At 68.9% G+C, this 17,091-nt stretch carries 17 protein-coding genes; 15 read left to right on the top strand and 2 right to left on the bottom strand.

Annotated features, from left to right (window positions below; genetic code table 11):
• Positions 1-55: 55 nt before the first annotated feature.
• Positions 56-316, bottom strand: coding sequence for a hypothetical protein (locus P0084_RS02910; protein ID WP_308915298.1), 261 nt, complete (start codon positions 314-316; stop codon positions 56-58).
• A gap of 113 nt (positions 317-429) precedes the next feature.
• Here P0084_RS02910 and P0084_RS02905 point away from each other — a divergent pair, with 113 nt between their 5' ends.
• From P0084_RS02905 to glpX, 12 genes are all read left to right on the top strand, one after another.
• Complete coding sequence (locus tag P0084_RS02905) at positions 430-957, top strand: component of SufBCD complex (RefSeq protein WP_308915297.1); 528 nt, start codon at positions 430-432, stop codon at positions 955-957.
• A 162-nt stretch (positions 958-1,119) separates the two neighbouring features.
• Positions 1,120-4,593: a transcription-repair coupling factor gene (mfd, locus tag P0084_RS02900; RefSeq protein ID WP_308915296.1), complete on the top strand. Its 3,474-nt coding sequence runs from the start codon at positions 1,120-1,122 to the stop codon at positions 4,591-4,593.
• A gap of 65 nt (positions 4,594-4,658) precedes the next feature.
• Positions 4,659-5,951: a cation:proton antiporter domain-containing protein gene (locus P0084_RS02895; RefSeq protein ID WP_308915295.1), complete on the top strand. Its 1,293-nt coding sequence runs from the start codon at positions 4,659-4,661 to the stop codon at positions 5,949-5,951.
• Positions 5,952-6,005: 54 nt separating this feature from the next.
• Positions 6,006-6,932, top strand: a complete 927-nt coding sequence (locus P0084_RS02890; protein ID WP_308915294.1) for a DMT family transporter — start codon at positions 6,006-6,008, stop codon at positions 6,930-6,932.
• Positions 6,929-7,792 (top strand): ATPase, encoded by an 864-nt coding sequence (locus P0084_RS02885; protein WP_308915293.1) that lies wholly within the window; start codon positions 6,929-6,931, stop codon positions 7,790-7,792. Before P0084_RS02890 ends, P0084_RS02885 begins: the two co-directional genes overlap by 4 nt.
• A 44-nt stretch (positions 7,793-7,836) precedes the next feature.
• Positions 7,837-8,760, top strand: a complete 924-nt coding sequence (locus P0084_RS02880; protein WP_308915292.1) for a homoserine O-succinyltransferase — start codon at positions 7,837-7,839, stop codon at positions 8,758-8,760.
• Between the two features lie 43 nt (positions 8,761-8,803).
• The gene (ppk2, locus tag P0084_RS02875) at positions 8,804-9,676 is read left to right on the top strand and encodes a polyphosphate kinase 2 (RefSeq protein ID WP_308915291.1); all 873 of its coding nucleotides are present in this window, start codon (positions 8,804-8,806) and stop codon (positions 9,674-9,676) included.
• Positions 9,669-10,301, top strand: a complete 633-nt coding sequence (locus P0084_RS02870; RefSeq protein WP_308915290.1) for a TetR/AcrR family transcriptional regulator — start codon at positions 9,669-9,671, stop codon at positions 10,299-10,301. Before ppk2 ends, P0084_RS02870 begins: the two co-directional genes overlap by 8 nt.
• An 89-nt stretch (positions 10,302-10,390) precedes the next feature.
• Entirely contained in the window at positions 10,391-11,677 is a 1,287-nt protein-coding gene (locus P0084_RS02865) for a homoserine dehydrogenase (RefSeq protein ID WP_308915289.1), read from the top strand.
• A gap of 35 nt (positions 11,678-11,712) precedes the next feature.
• The gene (gene mgrA / locus P0084_RS02860) at positions 11,713-12,744 is read left to right on the top strand and encodes an L-glyceraldehyde 3-phosphate reductase (RefSeq protein ID WP_374213586.1); all 1,032 of its coding nucleotides are present in this window, start codon (positions 11,713-11,715) and stop codon (positions 12,742-12,744) included.
• A complete protein-coding gene (locus P0084_RS02855; protein ID WP_308915287.1) occupies positions 12,744-13,148 on the top strand; it encodes a VOC family protein in 405 nt (134 codons plus the stop codon). Before mgrA ends, P0084_RS02855 begins: the two co-directional genes overlap by 1 nt.
• A gap of 60 nt (positions 13,149-13,208) precedes the next feature.
• Entirely contained in the window at positions 13,209-14,168 is a 960-nt protein-coding gene (gene glpX / locus P0084_RS02850) for a class II fructose-bisphosphatase (protein ID WP_308915286.1), read from the top strand.
• Between the two features lie 7 nt (positions 14,169-14,175).
• On the opposite strand, the gene P0084_RS02845 is transcribed toward glpX, so the two are convergent.
• Positions 14,176-14,550 (bottom strand): VOC family protein, encoded by a 375-nt coding sequence (locus P0084_RS02845; RefSeq protein WP_308915285.1) that lies wholly within the window; start codon positions 14,548-14,550, stop codon positions 14,176-14,178.
• An 81-nt stretch (positions 14,551-14,631) separates the two neighbouring features.
• Here P0084_RS02845 and P0084_RS02840 point away from each other — a divergent pair, with 81 nt between their 5' ends.
• The 3 genes from P0084_RS02840 (at position 14,632) to P0084_RS02830 (ending at position 17,079) form a co-directional block, all read left to right on the top strand.
• Positions 14,632-15,381 carry a YebC/PmpR family DNA-binding transcriptional regulator gene (locus P0084_RS02840; protein WP_308915284.1) on the top strand — a complete coding sequence of 250 codons (750 nt, stop codon included), beginning with the start codon at positions 14,632-14,634 and terminating at the stop codon, positions 15,379-15,381.
• Between the two features lie 75 nt (positions 15,382-15,456).
• Complete coding sequence (locus P0084_RS02835; protein WP_308915283.1) at positions 15,457-16,131, top strand: DUF998 domain-containing protein; 675 nt, start codon at positions 15,457-15,459, stop codon at positions 16,129-16,131.
• A gap of 117 nt (positions 16,132-16,248) precedes the next feature.
• Positions 16,249-17,079, top strand: coding sequence for a spondin domain-containing protein (locus P0084_RS02830; RefSeq protein ID WP_308915282.1), 831 nt, complete (start codon positions 16,249-16,251; stop codon positions 17,077-17,079).
• Positions 17,080-17,091: the final 12 nt, after the last annotated feature.

Below are 17,091 nucleotides of genomic sequence, written 5' to 3'. Positions count from 1 at the left end.
TGCCGGGCGCGGGCCGCGCTGACGGCGCGCGCGGACGGGATGACCCTGCGCGACCTCATGGCGACGATGGCCGAGATGGGCCTGGCCCTGCGCGCCGCGCCCGTGGACGGCCCCGACCGACCACGGCCCGGCGCCCGACGCCGGGCCTCGACGGCACCTCCCCCAGTACGCCTTCGCCGTCGCGCACGAAAAGGGGCCAGACCAGGTCGTCGGCATGGAGGCGATCCTGGCGCACCAGCCCCCGCAGGGCGGCGGTGCGGCGCAGGCGGCGGGGACGCGACAGGGGCAGGGGGGCGGGGTGGTGGACGGCGGCCATGATGCACCTTTGCGACACTTGCCCGCCTGCGTGGCATGGACGCCCGTGTCCCGCAACCGCGCGCGCTTGCACGCCTGCGTCACGCTTGCCACACCCCCGGTCGGAGGGTCGGCGTGGACGCGTATTTCCTTGAAACCGCGATGGAGGTGATCGACCTCCGCTCGTTCTCGAACCTGTGGTTCTGGATCGCGCTGGGCACGGTCTGGTCGGCTGCGTCCTATCGCGCCGTCGGTGTGCCCGTGGACCTCCTGCGCCGCGCGCTGGATGGCGACGCGGTCGCTCTCCACGACACGGTCGTCCTGGCCGACGTCCACGCCCGCCGCATGATCCACATCGCCGACGCCTCGGGCCTGGCCCTGACCGCGATCGGGACCTTCGCGCTGACGGTGCTGCTGGTCCTGGCGCTGATCTACGGGGTCGAGTTCGCGCAGGCCGTGGCCCTCCTGGTCGTCCCCCTGGCGCTGGTCGGCGGACTGGCCTTGGCAACCGCCCGCCGCGTCGTCGTCACCCCGCCGGAAGACGTGGCGCCCCTGCTGATCCGCCACCGCCGCATCGTCCAGGCCCTGGGCTTCGTGTCCGTCTTCGCGACCTCCCTGTGGGGCATGTGGTCAAACCTGAACGCGAACGTCCTGGGCGTCTGACCGGGCGGACCGGCGGACACCGCCCCCCGATCGGAACGGTCGCATGTCACGCGACGTCGACCGGAGACGGTGCCTCTGCGTATGCACGGGGGGTGCACGGGGGGTGCCCCCCACCGCACGGGGCCCGTTGACACCCCACGCCACCCGGTTACGTCGCCGCCCATGCCGGACGATTCCTCCCTTTCCATCGCGCCTCTGCAGGCAGGCCACCTGCGGGCGGGCGGCGCCCCCGAAGGCTTCGACGCCGCCGTCCTCCTGCGCGAGTTGGAGCGTGGGCACCCGGTCGTCCACGTCGCCCGCGACGACAAGCGGTTGGAAGCGATGGCATCGGCCATCCGCTTCTTTTCCCCTGGAACCAACACGTTGCGCCTGCCGGCCTGGGACTGCCTGCCCTACGACCGGGTGTCGCCCGCCCCCGACATCAGCGCCGCGCGCATGGCCGCCCTGACCGCCCTGGCGCACGGCCTGTCGGGCCGACTGGTGGTGCTGACGACCCTGAACGCCTTGTCCCAGCGTATCCCCGCCCGAGCCACCCTGAAGGGCGCGGGCTTCGCCGCCCGGGTGGACGGGCGCATCGACGAGGACGCGCTGCGCAACTTCCTGGTCCGGATGGGTTTTTCCCAATCCCCCACCGTCACGGAACCCGGCGAATGGTCGCCCCGCGGAGGCATCATCGACATCTGGCCCCCCGGTCAGCCCCAACCCGTCCGCCTGGACCTGTTCGGCGACGTCCTGGACGGCCTGCGCCGGTTCGACCCCGCCACGCAGCGCACGGTCGAGACGCTGCAAGCCATCGAACTCGCGCCGGTATCCGAGGTCATACTCGATGGTCCGGCGATCACCCGCTTCCGACAGACCTATCGCGCGGAGTTCGGCGCCGCCGGCAGCGACGACCCCCTCTACGAAGCCGTCAGCGCGGGCCGCAAGGCGCAGGGCATGGAGCATTGGCTCTCGTTCTTCCACGAGAGGTTGGAAACGCTGGCCGACTATCTCCCCGACGCCGCCTTCGTCCTCGACGACGGCTCCATCGCCCGCCACGCGGAACGGTGGGACCGCATAAAGGACATGTACGACAATAGGTTGGACGCGATGAAGTCCCGCTCCCGCGTCGACGCGGTCTACAAGCCCGCCCCCCCGGGCGGCCTGTACCTGTCGCCTGACGCGCTGGCGCGGGCCCTGGACGGACGCCGGGTCCTGCACCTGTCCCCCTTCGCCGCTGCGCCCGGTCCGGGCGTCTTGGACTTCGGCGGCCGGGTCGGGCGGTCCTTCGCCCCCGAACGCCAGCGGTCCGACGTCAACCTGTTCGCCGAACTAGCCGACCACGTCGCCGACAAGCGCGACGGGGGCGGCGTCGTGATCGCCAGCTATTCGGCCGGCGCCCGCGAACGCCTGACCGGATTGCTGCAGGATCAGGACGTCCCCGGCCTGCGCGACGTCAGCCGCGCCGATCAAGTCGGCGCGGGCGAGCTGGGCTTGGCCGTATGGCCCCTGGACCGCGGGTTCGAAGGACCCTGGAACGGCACCCACCTTACCGTCGTGTCCGAGCAGGACGTGCTGGGCGAACGCCTGATCCGCACGAAGAAGAAGAAACGGCGGGCAGAGAACTTCCTGACGGAAGCGCAGGCCCTGTCGGTCGGCGACCTCGTGGTCCACGTCGATCACGGCGTCGGACGCTATCTGGGGTTGGAGACGATCACCGCCGCGGGCGCGCCCCACGAATGCATCGCGCTGGAATATGCGGGCGGCGACCGTCTGTTCCTGCCGGTCGAGAACATCGAGCTCCTGTCCCGCTACGGCCACGACGAAGGCCTGTTGGACAAGCTGGGCGGGGGTGCCTGGCAATCGCGCAAGGCCAAGCTGAAGGAACGCATCCGCCAGATCGCCGAACGGCTGATGCGGATCGCGGCCGAACGGGCGCTGCGCAAGGCCCCCATCCTCGAACCCCCCGCCGACATGTACGCCGCATTCGAGGCGCGCTTCCCCTACGAGGAGACGGACGACCAGCTCCAGGCGATCGAGGACGTGCGCGCGGACCTGGCATCGGGCAACCCGATGGACCGACTGGTCGTGGGCGACGTGGGCTTCGGCAAGACGGAAGTGGCGATGCGCGCCGCCTTCGTGGCCGCCGCCAGCGGCAAGCAGGTCGCGATGATCGCGCCCACGACGCTGCTGTCGCGCCAACACGCGGCGGGCTTCAAGGACCGCTTCCGGGGCTTCCCGCTGAACGTGCGCCAACTGTCCCGGTTCGTGTCGGCGAAGGCCGCCGCCGCGACGCGCGCGGGGATAGCGGATGGCACCGTGGACATCGCCATCGGCACCCACGCGCTGCTGGCGAAGAGCGTCAAGTTCCGCGACCTGGGCCTTCTGATCATCGACGAGGAACAGCGCTTCGGCGTGACCCACAAGGAACGCTTGAAGGAGCTGCGCTCCGACGTCCACGTCCTGACCCTGTCGGCCACGCCGATCCCCCGCACGCTGCAGATGTCGCTGACCGGCGTCCGCGACCTGTCCGTGATCGGCACGCCCCCCGTCGACCGCCTGTCGATCCGCACCTACGTGTCCGAGTTCGACGCCGTCACCATCCGCGAGGCCCTGCTGCGAGAGCATTTCCGCGGTGGGCAGTCCTTCGTCGTCGTGCCCAAGATCGCCGACCTGTCGGAGATGGAAGCCTTCCTGCGCGAGCAGGTCCCCGAAGTCACCTACGTCATCGCCCACGGGCAGCTGGCGGCGGGCGACCTGGACGAACGCATGAACGCCTTCTACGACGGCAAGTTCGACGTCCTGCTGTCCACCACGATCATCGAGTCGGGCATCGACATCCCCACCGCGAACACGATGGTCATCTGGCGGGCTGACATGTTCGGATTGGCGCAACTCTACCAGATCCGGGGCCGGGTGGGTCGCTCCAAAACGCGCGCCTATGCGTACCTCACCACGAAGCCGCGCGCAAAGCTGACGCCCGCCGCCGAGCGTCGTCTGAAGGCGCTGGGCAGCATCGACGCATTGGGGGCGGGCTTCAACATCGCCTCCCAAGATCTTGATATCCGTGGGGGCGGCAACATCATCGGCGAGGAACAGTCCGGCCAGATGAAGGAGGTCGGGTTCGAGCTTTACAACTCGATGCTGGAGGAGACGATCCAGAAACTGAAGGCCGGCGATGCGGGTCTGGCCGACGCGCTGTCCGACGAATGGTCGCCGCAGATCAGCCTCGACGTGCCCGTCCTGATCCCGGAGGATTACGTGGTCGACCTCGACGTCCGCCTGGGCCTCTACCGCCGCTTGTCGGGGCTGTCGACGAAGGTGGAGTTGGAAGGCTTCGCGGCCGAGCTGATCGACCGTTTCGGCCCCCTCCCGCGCGAGGTGAACGTCCTGCTGCGCGTCGTCCGCATCAAGGCGATGTGCAAGCGCGCCAACATCGAGAAGCTGAACGTCGGCGGAAAGGGGGCCACGATCGAGTTCCACGGCGGCACGTTCCCCAACCCCGCCGGGCTGGTCGACTACATCAAGGCCTGGAAGGGCGCGGCGCAGGTCAAGGGCGACAAGCTCGTGATCCGCGCGGACGCCACCGCCGAAGCCGATCGCATCAAGGGTGGCTTCGCCATCGCCAAGGACCTGGCCAAGGTGGCGGCAACCTAACGAGCGACTCTCGCCAAACGGTTGCAACGGTTTACCTCCCGATGACCTGAAGGGGACGGATCGCCATGTGGGCCACGATCGACGCGCGGGATGCGGTCTATACCATGGTGGGTCTGGGATTGATGGGCCTGACACTGCAGCCTGCGTTGGCGCGCTACCGAATCTTCAACCTGCCGCTCTTCTACGTCATCGCGGGGTTCGGCTTCACCGCCCTCGGCATCGCCCTGGTCAACCCGCTCGCCGGCGGGTTGCAGACGGCGGTGATCGAGCATGCGGCCGAGTTGATCGTCATCATCAGCCTGGCGGGGGCGGGGCTGGCCATCGACACTCCGATGTCGTGGCGCAACTGGAACCCGACCTGGCGGCTGCTGATGGTAGCCATGCCGCTGACCATCGTAGCCGTGGCCGTGCTGGGCCATTCCTGGCTGGGCATGGGCCTGCCCGCGGCCCTGCTGCTGGCCGCCGCCCTCGCGCCCACCGACCCCGTCCTGGCCCGCGACGTGCAGGTCGCCCCGCCCGGCCAGGACGAGGCGCCGAGCGAGTTGGCGCTGACGGCGGAGGCCGGGATGAACGACGGCCTGGCCTTTCCCTTCGTGTATCTCGCGATCCACGCCGCGACCTATGGGGTGGCGCAGGTGACGACGGGCGAGGCCTGGCTGTGGTCGTGGCTGTCCTTCGACCTGACATACCGCGTCGTGACGGGCGTGGTGATCGGCTACGCCGTGGGATGGGCGATCTCGTGGGTGATCTTCTCGCCCCTGGGGGATGGATCCAACGGGGCGTGGAACGCGGTGGTCGTGACGCTGGCCTCCACGTTGCTCAGCTATGGCATCACCGAGGGGGTGGATGGATACGGTTTCCTCGCGGTGTTCTTCGCGGCGCGGGCCGCTCGGACGCGGACCCGCGGCACCAACGACGAGGGCTACGAGAAGTTCGCGCACCACGGCGCCGAGCAGCTGGAGGCGATCCTCCTGGCGATCCTCCTGCTGTGGCTCGGCACCTTCGTCGGCATGGGGGCGCTGTCCGGCCTGCGGTGGGAGGAGGTCGCCTTCGCCCTCGCGCTGATCCTGCTGATCCGACCGCTGGCGGGCCTGGCGGCCATGCTGGGACACGAGTGCCGCCGGACCAGCCGCCAGAAGATCGCCTTTTTCGGGATCCGGGGCATGGGGTCGGTGTTCTACATCGCCTACGCGCAGAACCACGCGCAGTTCGGGGACATCGACGCGGTTTGGCGAGTCGCCACGGTCACGATCATCCTGTCCATCCTGATCCATGGCTATGCTGCGAACTATTGGCTGGGCGGCGACGATCAACTCGGCGAGGTCCACCCCCAGGGATCGCCCGAACGCGCCGAGTGAGGATCCGCACGATCCAGGTCGCGAACGTGCCGCAGGGGTGCTAGCCGCCGCGTCATGGCCGCCCCCGTCCTCACCACCCGCGCCTGGTTCGAACTGCTGCTCCTGTCGGCCATCTGGGGCGGCAGCTTCCTCGCGATCCGCACCGCGCTGGACGAAATCCCGTTCGTCACCTCCGTCGCGTGGCGGGTCGGCCTGGCGGCGCTGGTCCTTTGGGCGGTCGTGGTCGTCCGCAACCTGTCGGTGCCGCACGATCCGCGCGTATGGGGGGCGCTGTTGGTGATGGGGCTGCTGAACAACGTGCTGCCCTTCGGGCTGATGGCCTGGGGGCAGCTTTTCATCGAGACGGGGCTGACCTCGATCCTGAATGCGGCGACGGCCATCTTCGGGGTGCTCGTGGCGGCCCTGCTCCTGCCCGACGAACGGCTGACGCCCAAGCGCGCGGTCGGGGTGGCGCTGGGCTTCGCGGGCGTCGTGACCGCCATCGGGCCCGGCGCGTTGCTGGACGTCGACCCGCGGTCCTTGGCGCAGCTGGCGGTGCTGGCGGGCACGGTGAGCTATGCGTTCGCCGGGGTGTGGGCGCGCACCCGCCTGAGCGGCCTGTCCCCCGTCGTGTCGGCGGCGGGCATGCTGACCGGATCGTCCCTGGTCGCGATCCCCGCGGCGCTGTGGATCGATGGCGCGGTCTGGCCCCGCCAGCCGGACACCTGGGCGGCGGTCGCGTACTATGCCGTGATCGCCACGGCCTTCGCCTATCTGCTGTACTTCCGAATCCTGCGGGTGGCGGGGTCCGGCAACCTGATGCTGTGCACGCTGCTGGTGGCGCCGGTCGCCATCGTGCTGGGGGCGTGGGCACGCGACGAGGCGCTGGGCGCGAACGCCTTCGCGGGGTTTGCCCTGTTGGCCTTGGGCCTGATCGTGCTGGACGGCCGCGCCTGGGCGCGATTGACCGCCTGGGCCCGCCCGGCTAGCGGACGGGGATGATCTACGACGGCCCCCGCGCCTGGCGGCAGGCGAACTCGCGACGCGTGACGTTCTTCGGCATGTCGGGCCTGGGCAAGACCCATGTGTGCCGGATGCTGCGCGGGCAGGGGCCGTGGTTCCACTACTCAGTCGATTACCGGATCGGCACGGCCTATATGGGCGAGCACATCGCCGACGAGCTGAAGCGCGCGGCGATGACCGTTCCCTATCTGGCGAAGCTGCTACGGTCCGACAGCATCTGGATCGGCTCGAACATGACGTTCGAGAACCTGGAGCCTCTGTCCGCCTATCTGGGGCAGCCCGGCAATCCCGACCGGGGCGGCCTGCCCCTGGACGAGTACGAGCGCCGCCAGGAGCTGCACCGCCGGGCGGAGGTCAACGCGCTGATCGATACCCCGCACTTCATCGAGCGCGCGGTGGACCTGTATGGCTACGATCACTTCGCCTGCGACACCGGCGGCTCCACCTGCGAGGTTGTGGATCCCGACGACCCCCGGGACCCCGCCCTTCGCGCCCTGGCCGACAATACGCTTCTCGTGTGGATCGAAGGGGCGCCCGACCACACCCAGACCCTGATCGACCGCTTCGCGGCGGCGCCCAAGCCCATGTGCTACCGGCCGGAGTTCCTGATGGCGCAGTGGACGGCCTTCACCGCCGCCCATGGCGACGACGTCGTGCCCGACGACTTCGCGCGCCATGCCTATGCGGCAGCCATCGCGGAACGCCAGCCGCGCTATGCGGCCATCGCGCGCAACTGGGGCGTGACGGTTCCGGCGGCCGACGTGGCCCTCGCCCGGGATGCCACGGACGTGATCGCCATGGTCGAGGACGCCCTTGGCAGGCACGCCGCCGCCGCATAGGTCCGGACGCCGCCGCTATCGCCACCGCCATCGGACCCGTCCCCATGCCGATCACGCTGCCCCGCGACCTGCCCGCCTATCGCGTCCTGTCGGACGAGGGCGTGATGGTCATGGGCGTGGACGCCGCGACGCGCCAGGACATCCGCCCGCTGCGCATCGCGCTGTTGAACCTGATGCCGATGAAGATCGCGACGGAAACGCAGTTCGCCCGCCTGATCGGCGCCACGCCGCTCCAGATCGACTTGACGCTGGTGCGCATGACGGAGCACGTGTCGCGCCACACCGCGCCCGAGCACATGGAAGCGTTCTATCGCTCCTTCCAGGACGTGAAGGGTGAGCGCTTCGACGGCCTAATCGTCACCGGCGCCCCCATCGAACACCTTCCCTTCGCCGACGTGACGTACTGGGACGAGCTGACGGAGGTGATGGACTGGACGCAGACCAACGTTCATCGGACCTTCGGCGTCTGCTGGGGCGCGATGGCGATGGCCTGGCACTTCCACGGCGTGCCCAAGCACATGCTGCCGGCCAAGGCGTTCGGCTGCTACCGCGTCACGGTCGAACGTCCCGCGTCCCCCTATCTGCGGGGCTTCAGCGACGATTGCGTGATCCCGGTCTCCCGCTGGACCGAGACGCGCCGCGACGAGCTGGAGGACGCGGGCATGGAGGTGCTGCTGGCTTCCGACCGCACCGGTCCCTGCCTGGTGGAGGATGCGGCCCGGCGGTGCCTGCACATCTTCAACCACTTCGAGTACGACAGCGACACCCTGGCGCGCGAATACGCCCGCGACGTCGCCGAAGGGGCGCCGGTGGATCCCCCGCTGGGCTACTTTCCCGGCGACGACCCGGCGAAAGCGCCGCTGAACCGCTGGCGCAGCCATGCGCATCTGCTGTTCGGGAACTGGATCAACCAGATCTACCAGACGACGCCGTTCGACCTGGACCGGATCGGGCGGGTGCAGGAATGACGTCGCGTGCTAGGTTCCCGGCCAACCAGCGGAGGACGACCTCATGACCAAACCGTTCGACGGCGCCATCAGCCGCTATGCCGAGGAGGGAGCCCCGGAAGACGTCCGCGCGGCCGTGACCTCCGTCGGCAGGAGGGAGGTCGTGACCGACGGCTATCCCTACGACAAGTGGATGAAGAAGTCCGATTACGAGGATCAGCTCGACGCCCTGCAGATCGAATTGGTGAAGTGCCAGGACTGGATCGACCGGTCCGGCGCACGGGTCGCCGTCGTCTTCGAGGGACGCGATGCGGCCGGCAAGGGCAGCGCGATCCGGCGCCTGACGGCAAACCTGTCCTCCCGCAGGGCCAAGCACGTCGCCCTGTCCGCGCCGACCGAGACGGAAGCCGGGCAATGGTACTTCCAGCGCTACGTCGCGCATCTGCCCACCGCGGGGCAGATGACGATCTTCGATCGGTCCTGGTACAACCGCGCCGTGGTCGAGAAGGTGTTCGGCTTCTGCACCGACGCGGAACGGGATGCGTTCTTCGACCAGCTGCCGGCGTTCGAGAAGCTGATCACCGACGACGGCATCGTCTTGGTGAAGCTGTGGCTGAACGTCGGCCGGGTGGAGCAGTTGCGCCGCATGCTCGCGCGCGAGGGCGATCCACTGAAGCGGTGGAAGCTGTCGCGCATCGACGTGGACGGTTTGCCGAAGTGGGACGATTACACCGTTGCCATCGGCGAGACTCTCGACCGGGCCGACTTCGACTTCGCCCCCTGGACAGTGGTGCGGTCGGACGACAAGCGGCGCGCGCGCCTGAACGCCATCCGCAGCGTCCTGGTGCGCCTGCCCTACGACGGACGGGATGACGGCGCGCTGCGGATCGACGATGCGATCGCGGGTGGGACGGGGCTTTGGCTCGAAGGTGCCTAAGCGCGGCTACCATCATGGCAACCTGAAGCAGGCGTTGGTCGAGGCCGCCCTCGGGCTGATCGAGGCGAAGGGTCCGACCGGCTTCACCTTGTCGGAGGCCGCGCGGGAGGCGGGCGTGACGCCCCCCGCCGTGTATCGCCACTTCGAGGGACGCGAGGATCTGATCGTCGAATGCGCCGTGCAGGGTCATGGCATCTTCGCCGACCTGATGGAACATGCCTACCGCGACGGCCAGCCCTCCGCCCTGGCCGCGTTCGAGGCGACGGGCCGCGCCTATCTGGCCTTCGCCCGCCGCTTTCCCGGCCATTACATGGCGATGTTCGAATCGGGCCTGGCCCGCGGCCAGACACCGGAACTGTCGCGCGCGTCCAGCCGCTCCGCCGCCGTGCTGGACCGCGCCGCCGGTGCGCTGGCCGAACGCATACCCGCGGACCGCCGGCCCCCGCCGTCGATGTTCTCGGCCCACATCTGGGCGATGTCCCACGGCGTGGTGGAGCTGTTCGCGCGCAACCCCACCGGCGCCAACGTCCCCTTTCCGCCTGAGGATCTGCTGGAGGCCGGGATCGGCATATACCTCCGCGGGCTGGGGCTGGTCACCCCGGACGAGGTGGACGCGGCGGAATAGGGGGTCGGGACGTCCGGGCCACCGTTTGCACCCGCCGCACCCTGCGGCTACGCCTCCGCCCGGACATCACCGCATCACGGAGCCGCGCCATGACCACCCCCCTCCGCCTCGGGATCGCGGGGCTCGGCACCGTCGGCGCGGGCGTCGTGAAGATCGTGCAGGGGCAGGCGGACCTGCTGGAAGCCCGCTGCGGACGACCCATCCGGATCGCCGCCGTCGGTGCGCGCACCCGCAACCGCGACCGCGGCGTGGATCTGTCGCCCTATGGGTGGGAGGACGACCCCGTCGCACTGGCGAAACGGGACGACGTCGACGTCTATGTCGAACTGATGGGCGGGTCGGACGGGCCGGCCAAAGCGTCCGTCGAAGCCGCGCTCGCGGCGGGCAAGGCTGTGGTGACGGCGAACAAGGCCATGCTGGCCCTGCATGGTCAGGCCCTGGCAGAAGCCGCAGATGCCGCAGGCGTCCCCTTGCGGTTCGAGGCCGCGGTCGCGGGCGGCATCCCCTGCGTGAAGGCGTTGCTGGAAGGGTTGGCCGGCAACCGCGTGACCCGGGTGATGGGCGTGATGAACGGCACCTGCAACTATATCCTGACCCGGATGGAGGGGGCCGGCCTGCCCTATGACGACGTGTTCCGCGAGGCGTTGGACCTGGGCTACCTGGAGGCAGACCCGACGCTCGACGTGGGCGGGATCGACGCGGGCCACAAGCTGGCGATCCTGTCGGCCATCGCCTTCGGGCAGCGCGTCGACTTCGAGGGCGTCACCCTGCAGGGGATCGAGCGGGTCAGCATCGACGACATCCGCCGCGCGGGCGACATGGGGTATCGCATCAAGCTGCTGGGCGTCGCCCAGGCGGGAGCGAACGGGGTGGAGCAGTCGATGCGGCCGACCTTGGTTCCCGCCGACAGTCCATTGGGTCAGCTGGAGGGGGCGACCAACATGGTCGTCATCGAAGGCGACGCGGTGGGCCAGATCGTCCTGCGCGGCGCGGGCGCGGGCGAGGGGCCGACCGCGTCCGCCGTGATGGGCGACGTCTGCGACATCGCGCGAGGCTGCGCCGTCCCCGTCTTCGGCGTACCGGCCCAGACGTTGGCCCCCGCCAGACGCGCCGCCACCGCCAGCCCGCATGCCCATTACCTACGCCTGTCCCTACGCGACGAGCCGGGCGCCCTGGCGCGTGTCGCCACCATCCTGGGCGAGCACGGCATCAGCATCGACCGGATGCGCCAGTATGACCACGATGGGGGGGACGCGCCGGTCCTGATCGTCACCCACCCCTGCCGCCCCGCCGAACTCGACGCCGCGCTGGGCCGGATCGGCGACGTCCCCTTCGTTGCCGGAACGCCCGTCGCCCTGCAGATCCAGGGGGTCTGACTGCCATGCCCGAACGTCCGCCCAAGCCCCCCGTGATCCCCTACGTCCCCGCGCGGGACCGTTACGACCGGATGGTCTATCGCCGCTGCGGCCGGTCGGGGCTGAAGCTGCCCGCGATCGCGCTGGGGCTGTGGCACAATTTCGGCCACGACACGCCGCATGAGACCAAGCGCGATCTGTGCCGGGCCGCGTTCGACCACGGCATCACCCATTTCGACCTGGCCAACAACTACGGCCCGCCGCCCGGGTCGGCGGAGGAGGCGTTCGGCGAGGTCCTGCGCGCCGACTTCCGCGGGTATCGGGACGAACTGATCGTATCCTCCAAGGCGGGCTACGCGATGTGGCCCGGTCCCTATGGCGAATACGGCAGCCGCAAGTCGCTGATCGCCAGTTGCGACCAGTCGCTGAAGCGGATGGGCTTGGACTACGTCGACATATTCTACTCCCACCGCTTCGATCCCGACACGCCCCTGGAGGAAACGATGTCCGCGCTGGATCATATCGTCCGGTCCGGCCGGGCGCTCTATGCCGGGATCAGCAGCTACAATTCGGACCGCACCCGGCAGGCCGCCGCCATCCTGCGCGACCTGGGCACGCCCTGCCTGATCCATCAGCCGAGCTACAACCTGCTGAACCGCTGGGTCGAGGACGATGGCCTGCTGGACACCCTGGCCGACGAGGGGATCGGGTCCATCGCCTTCACGCCGCTGGCGCAGGGGATCCTGACGGGGCGCTACCTCGCCGGCGTCCCGGACGAGGGCCGCGTGACGCAGGGCAAATCGCTGGACCCCGGCATGGTGACGCCGCGGGTGGTCGAATCGCTGAACGCGCTGAACGACATCGCTGCCGCCCGTGGTCAGACCCTGGCACAGATGGCGCTGGCATGGGTCCTGCGCGGTGGTCGCGTGACGACCGCGCTGATCGGCGCGTCGAAGGTTTCCCAGATCGAGGACTGCGCGGGCGCGGTCGCGAATCTGGACTTTTCCGCGGACGAACTGGCGCGCATCGACGCGGTGTCCGGCGAAGCGGACCTGAACCTTTGGGCCAAGTCGTCCGAGACGGATTGATGTTCAGTCACGTCACCTTGGGAACCGACGATCTGGATCGGGCTCGAGCCTTCTACGACGCCGTCCTGGCCCGGTTGGGACTGGAACTCGCCCCGTCGGAGCCGGGCGCCTTCGCCGCCTGGAAGGGCGGGGACGGGGTAGCGCGCTTCTACGTCGTCCGCCCTCGGAACGGTGCCGCGGCGTCGGTCGGCAACGGCGTCACGGTCGCCTTCGAGGCGCCGGACCGTGCCGCGGTCGATGCCGGGCATGCGGCGGGCCTGTCGCAGGGCGGCTCGGACGAAGGCGCCCCCGGCCTGCGTCCGATCTATCACCCCGACTTCTACGGCGCCTATCTGCGCGATCCGGACGGCAACAAGATCGCCCTGGTCTGCCACGCGCCGCCGGCGGCGATTGCGCAACCATAGGGTTCCGCCAACGTCGCGCGCGGGGTAAGCCCCGACCGACATCCAAGGAGCCCGCATCCCATGGCCAAGACCGATTTCAACGACCGCATGCTGTCCCTGGGCTTGGCCCGCGTGTCGGAGGCCGCGTCGCTGGCCTCCGCCGCGTGGATCGGGCGGGGGGACGAGAAGGCCGCCGACCAAGCCGCGGTCAATGCCATGCGCGAGCAGCTCAACATGCTCGACATCCGCGGCACCGTCGTCATCGGCGAGGGCGAGCGGGACGAGGCGCCCATGCTCTACATCGGCGAGGAGGTCGGGTCGGGGCAGGGGCCGGAGGTCGACATCGCGCTCGACCCGCTCGAAGGCACGACCCTGACGGCCAAGGACATGCCCAACGCGCTGTGCGTCATCGCCATGGCGCCGCGTGGCACGCTGCTGCATGCGCCCGACGTTTACATGGACAAGCTTGCGATCGGCCCGGGCTACCGCGACGGCGTGGTCACGATGGACATGACGCCGGCCGAGCGGGTCAATGCGCTCGCCGCCGCGAAGGGGGCCAGCACGCACGACATCACGGTCTGCGTCCTGGAACGTCCCCGGCACGAGGATCTGATCGCGGAGCTGCGCACCACCGACTGCGCCATCCGCCTGATCACCGACGGCGACGTGGCCGGCGTGATCCACTGCGCGGAGGCCGAAAAGACGGGCATCGACATGTACATGGGGTCGGGTGGCGCACCTGAAGGGGTGCTGGCCGCCGCGGCGCTGAAGTGCATGGGCGGACAGATGTACGGCCGCCTGACCTTCCGCAACGACGACGAGCGCGGGCGCGCGAAGAAGGCAGGCATCACCAACCTCGACCGCGTCTATACCCGCGACGACATGGTGACGTCCGATGTGATCTTCGCGGCCACGGGCGTCACAGATGGGTCCATCCTCGACGGCATCAAGCGTGAGGTTGGATACCTGACGGCCGAAACCGTGCTGATGCGCTCCAAGACGGGCAGCGTCCGGCGCATGACGTATCGCAACCCGACCTGATCTTGACTCACTTGATAGGGCTCCCGAAGAAGATCAGGGTCCCGCCAGGTGCCCGCACGATCAGTTCGCGCTGACCGTAGGGCTGATCGCGTGGGCCATTGGCGACATCGTCGGCGCAGGAATTCAGGAATGGGCGCAGTGCGACATGCAATTGGTCCACGTCCGCAACGTCGACATAGACGATCGCCTGGGCCATCGCGGCCGTCGCAGTGGCCGACGAATCAGCCAGCAGCCGGATCGCGCCGCCATCACAGCGCAAGAAGGCGTAATCGGGGTCGCAGCCGCGGAACGTGCATTCGAAGCCGAGCCCTTCGAAGAACGCGATGCCCTCACCCAAGTCGGGGACCGTGACGAACGGCGTGATCTGGTGGACGTTTAGCATGGGAGCGTCTCCGGACTTGCGGGTGGTATGGGTGGCAACCTATATCGCCCTGCCGCGACGGGACAGTTAGGGGAGGGCGCCATGGCGGGCCACAGCAAATGGGCGAACATCCAGCATCGCAAGGGCCGCCAGGACAAGCTGCGGGCGAAGATCTTCAGCCGGTTGTCGAAGGAGATCACCGTCGCCGCCAAGATGGGCGATCCCGACCCGGACAAGAACCCACGCCTGCGCCTCGCCGTGAAGGAGGCCAAGTCCAACTCGATGCCCAAGGACAACATCGAGCGGGCCATCGCGAAGGCGTCCGGAGGCGACGCCGAGAACTACGACGAGATCCGCTACGAAGGCTACGGTCCCGGCGGCGTCGCGATCATCGTCGAGACGATGACCGACAACAAGAACCGCACCGCCAGCACCGTCCGCAGCACGTTCTCGAAGAACGGGGGCAACCTGGGTGAGACGGGCAGCGTCGGCTTTATGTTCGACCGCAAGGGACAGGTTGTCTATCCGGCAGACGTAGGCGACGAGGACACGGTGATGCTGGCTGCCATCGAGGCAGGCGCGGAGGACGTGGAATCCGACGACGGATCCCACGTGATCTGGTGCGCGGACAGCGATCTGAACGCCGTCAGCACCGCACTGGAAGCCGAATTGGGCGAAAGCGAAGCCACCAAGCTGGTCTGGCGCCCGACCACGACGACCGAATTGGACCTCGATGGCATGCAGGGCCTGATGCGCCTGATCGAGGCGTTGGAGGACGACGACGACGTCCAAGCCGTTACCGCCAACTTCGAAGCGTCCGACGAGGTGATGGCCCAACTGGGGGACGCCTGACGCACCGCGACCCAACGGCGGATGGAACCCCCCGTCCACCGGTCCCGTTGCCCAGGGTAACGGAAGGATGCGTCCATGGCGATCTATGACACGATGGACGGAACCGGGCGGCCGGACGATCCCGGCGCGGAGCGACCCACCTTCCTGCGCCTCCTGGCCACCTTGGCTTTGGGCGGCTGCGCGATCCTCGCCATCAGCATCCTGATCGCGGATTTCGCGGTGCCGAACCATGATTGGGTCGCGGACACGATCAGCGACCTGGGGGCGGGCAAGCGCGAATGGATCGTCGACATCGGCATCTATTCGTTCTCGGCGGCCTTGATCGCCTGCGCGGTGGGATCGGCGCACAGTCATCTGGGCGGCAAGGCCTGGTCGCTCGGCATCTTCGGTTTGATCCTCGCCGGGTTAATCGTGTTCCTGGTGGGCGCACGCAACGAATACGGTGACGCGGACAAGGACGGCGCGGTGATCCATGGGCAGTTGGTATGGGCCCTGGGCGTGCTGTTCGCGGTCGTCCCTTGGGCCATGTCCTATGGGGCGGGCACCGAGTCGAACGCCGCCAAGTGGGCCTGCCGCGTCGTGACGATCCTGTGGATCCCCGCCGCGCCCGCCTTCATGCTGATCGTGCCCGATGCGTGGGACGGTCTCTATGAACGCGGGCTGGGCCTGCTGATCTTCGCCTTCGTCGGCGCCATGGCCTACGTCCTGCTTAGTCGGGCCCGGGGGGTGGAGCGGATGCGGAACGGATGACGGCCCTCACGATGGTCTGACGACGACGTGAGGCAGGTGTGACCCCACGGGGCCCGACGGTTCGTTAACCGGTTCCTGCCGTCCGCGAGGGGCGGCGGATCAACAGGATGACGGACCATGAGATTGACCATTACCGCGGCCCTGATCGCCGCGACCACCCTTGCCGCGGGGGCGACCGATGCCCGCACCGTGCGCGTCGAGTTCACCAACGATCAGACGGCAGCCGGATTCTTCTTCACCCCGCTCTTCAGCGCGTTCCACGACGGGACCTTCGACAACTTCACCGTCGGGGAGGCTGCCGGCGCGGGCGTCGAGTTGATCGCGGAGGACGGCGTCAACGGCGCGAATGCCGGGCTGAACGTCACGCGCGGTCAGGCCGAGAACGTCCGCGACGCGGGCGGGCAAGCGATCACGACGGCGGCCCCAGGCGGGTTCGGGGGCGCGCCGGTGATCGACCCGGGCGAGTCGGTCGCGTTCGAAATCGAGCTGGACGCGGGCAACGACTGGTTCTCGTTCCTCACGATGGTGATCCCGTCGAACGACGTGTTCATCGGTAACGACGATTCGATGGCATACCGGCTGTACGACGCGACCGGAACCTTCGTCTTCGGAGACCCGATCCAGGTCTTCGCGTCGAACGCGTACGACGCCGGCACGGAACGCAACGGGACGCCGGACGCAACCAACGATGCGGCCTTCACGCCTGGCTTCCAGCCCCTCGCGGGCGACGGGGAAAACGGTGTCGTGACGGCCCTGCGGAACCTGTCCTTCCTCGACGGCTTCCCGCGTGTCGGTGGGCTGGGCCCGGTGACGGGACCGACGGACGGCGACGTCCTTCTAGCGACCATCAGCATCTCGGAGGTCCCGCCCATCCCGTTGCCGGCGGGCGCGCCGCTGCTGCTGGCGGGGCTCGGTACCCTCGCGGTGATGCGACGCAGGCGGGGCTGACCGCCGCAAAGG

The sequence above is a fragment of the Jannaschia maritima genome (assembly GCF_030973515.1).
GTDB classification, from domain to species: Bacteria; Pseudomonadota; Alphaproteobacteria; order Rhodobacterales; family Rhodobacteraceae; genus Jannaschia; species Jannaschia maritima.
This window is presented reverse-complemented; position numbering and strand designations above follow the sequence as displayed.

What these genes read in the sequence shown, in the direction of transcription:
- P0084_RS02910 (WP_308915298.1), bottom strand. Translation starts at nt 316, where the DNA reads ATGGCCGCCGTCCACCACCCCGCCCCCCTGCCCCTGTCGCGTCCCCGC.
- mfd (WP_308915296.1), top strand. Translation starts at nt 1,120, where the DNA reads ATGCCGGACGATTCCTCCCTTTCCATCGCGCCTCTGCAGGCAGGCCAC.
- P0084_RS02895 (WP_308915295.1), top strand. Translation starts at nt 4,659, where the DNA reads ATGTGGGCCACGATCGACGCGCGGGATGCGGTCTATACCATGGTGGGT.
- P0084_RS02890 (WP_308915294.1), top strand. Translation starts at nt 6,006, where the DNA reads ATGGCCGCCCCCGTCCTCACCACCCGCGCCTGGTTCGAACTGCTGCTC.
- P0084_RS02885 (WP_308915293.1), top strand. Translation starts at nt 6,929, where the DNA reads ATGATCTACGACGGCCCCCGCGCCTGGCGGCAGGCGAACTCGCGACGC.
- P0084_RS02880 (WP_308915292.1), top strand. Translation starts at nt 7,837, where the DNA reads ATGCCGATCACGCTGCCCCGCGACCTGCCCGCCTATCGCGTCCTGTCG.
- ppk2 (WP_308915291.1), top strand. Translation starts at nt 8,804, where the DNA reads ATGACCAAACCGTTCGACGGCGCCATCAGCCGCTATGCCGAGGAGGGA.
- P0084_RS02865 (WP_308915289.1), top strand. Translation starts at nt 10,391, where the DNA reads ATGACCACCCCCCTCCGCCTCGGGATCGCGGGGCTCGGCACCGTCGGC.
- P0084_RS02855 (WP_308915287.1), top strand. Translation starts at nt 12,744, where the DNA reads ATGTTCAGTCACGTCACCTTGGGAACCGACGATCTGGATCGGGCTCGA.
- glpX (WP_308915286.1), top strand. Translation starts at nt 13,209, where the DNA reads ATGGCCAAGACCGATTTCAACGACCGCATGCTGTCCCTGGGCTTGGCC.
- P0084_RS02845 (WP_308915285.1), bottom strand. Translation starts at nt 14,550, where the DNA reads ATGCTAAACGTCCACCAGATCACGCCGTTCGTCACGGTCCCCGACTTG.
- P0084_RS02840 (WP_308915284.1), top strand. Translation starts at nt 14,632, where the DNA reads ATGGCGGGCCACAGCAAATGGGCGAACATCCAGCATCGCAAGGGCCGC.
- P0084_RS02835 (WP_308915283.1), top strand. Translation starts at nt 15,457, where the DNA reads ATGGCGATCTATGACACGATGGACGGAACCGGGCGGCCGGACGATCCC.
- P0084_RS02830 (WP_308915282.1), top strand. Translation starts at nt 16,249, where the DNA reads ATGAGATTGACCATTACCGCGGCCCTGATCGCCGCGACCACCCTTGCC.